Raw genomic sequence first — 1,049 nt, forward strand, 5'->3', positions numbered from 1 at the left:
CGATCTTGGCTTGGCGGAAAATTATCGGATAAAATTGGGTTTTATAAAATCATGATTTTTAGTTTGTTTGTAAGCGGTTTGATGTTTTTTGGACTACAATTTATTACAAGTTACGTTGGGATTTCTATTGCCGTTTTCACGATTATGGTGGTTGCCGATATGTTTCGACCTGCGATGTTTGTGTCACTCGGCGCGTATGCAAAACCCGAAAATAGAACGCGAGCCCTAACTTTGGTGCGACTAGCCATTAATCTTGGGTTTGCAGCCGGACCAGCTTTGGGCGGATTAATAATTATGTCTGTTGGCTACAAAGGATTGTTTTGGGCCGATGGCGCAACATGTATTCTTGCGATTTCGATTTTTTGGTTGTTGGTAAAAGAGAAGAAAAAACCAGCCGAATCGAAGGAGGAAAAAGCACTTTTAGAATCGAATAGAGAATCGGTTTTTAAGGACAAACCTTTTTGGATTTTCTTATTTATGTGCGTGGTTACAGGCGTTTTATTTTTTCAATTATTCACAACAATTCCGTTGTATCACAAAGAACAATTTAATCTTACTGAGCTTCAAACTGGGTTGCTTTTAACTTTAAACGGCGTTTTGGTTTTCTTTATGGAAATGCCAATTGTGAGTTATATTGAACGCAATAAATTGAATAAAGTGAAAATTGTTTCTATTGGATGTTTCTTTATGGCGGTGAGTTTGTTTTTGATGTTGATTAATTTTTGGGCAGGAATTCTAATCATCATGATGCTGTTTATGACCTTTGCAGAAATGTTTGCGTTTCCGTTTTCGAATTCGTTTGCTTTGAGTCGTGCGCCAAAAGGTCATGAAGGTCGCTATATGGCGATTTTTACGATGAGTTTTAGCGCAGCTCACATTTTGAGTGCCAAAATCGGGATGGGAATTGTGGCGGCTTATGGCTATCAAATGAACTGGCTGTTTATGGGAATTCTTGGTTTGATTGGAACTTATTCTGGATTTTGGGTGATGCGACTGGTTGCGAAAGAGCAAGTTTCGGGATAGCAAAGTTGCGGGTTTCGGGTTTCGGG

Annotated in this window: 1 protein-coding gene; it reads left to right on the forward strand. The window is 39.1% G+C overall.

Features of this window, described 5'->3' with window-relative positions; all coding sequences use genetic code 11:
* The coding region (locus DIU01_RS07330) for an MFS transporter (protein ID WP_290832996.1) at positions 1-1,023 on the forward strand (1,023 nt) is incomplete at its 5' end.
* Positions 1,024-1,049: the final 26 nt, after the last annotated feature.

Source organism: Flavobacterium sp. (genome assembly GCF_003525665.1).
GTDB lineage: Bacteria > Bacteroidota > Bacteroidia > Flavobacteriales > Flavobacteriaceae > Flavobacterium.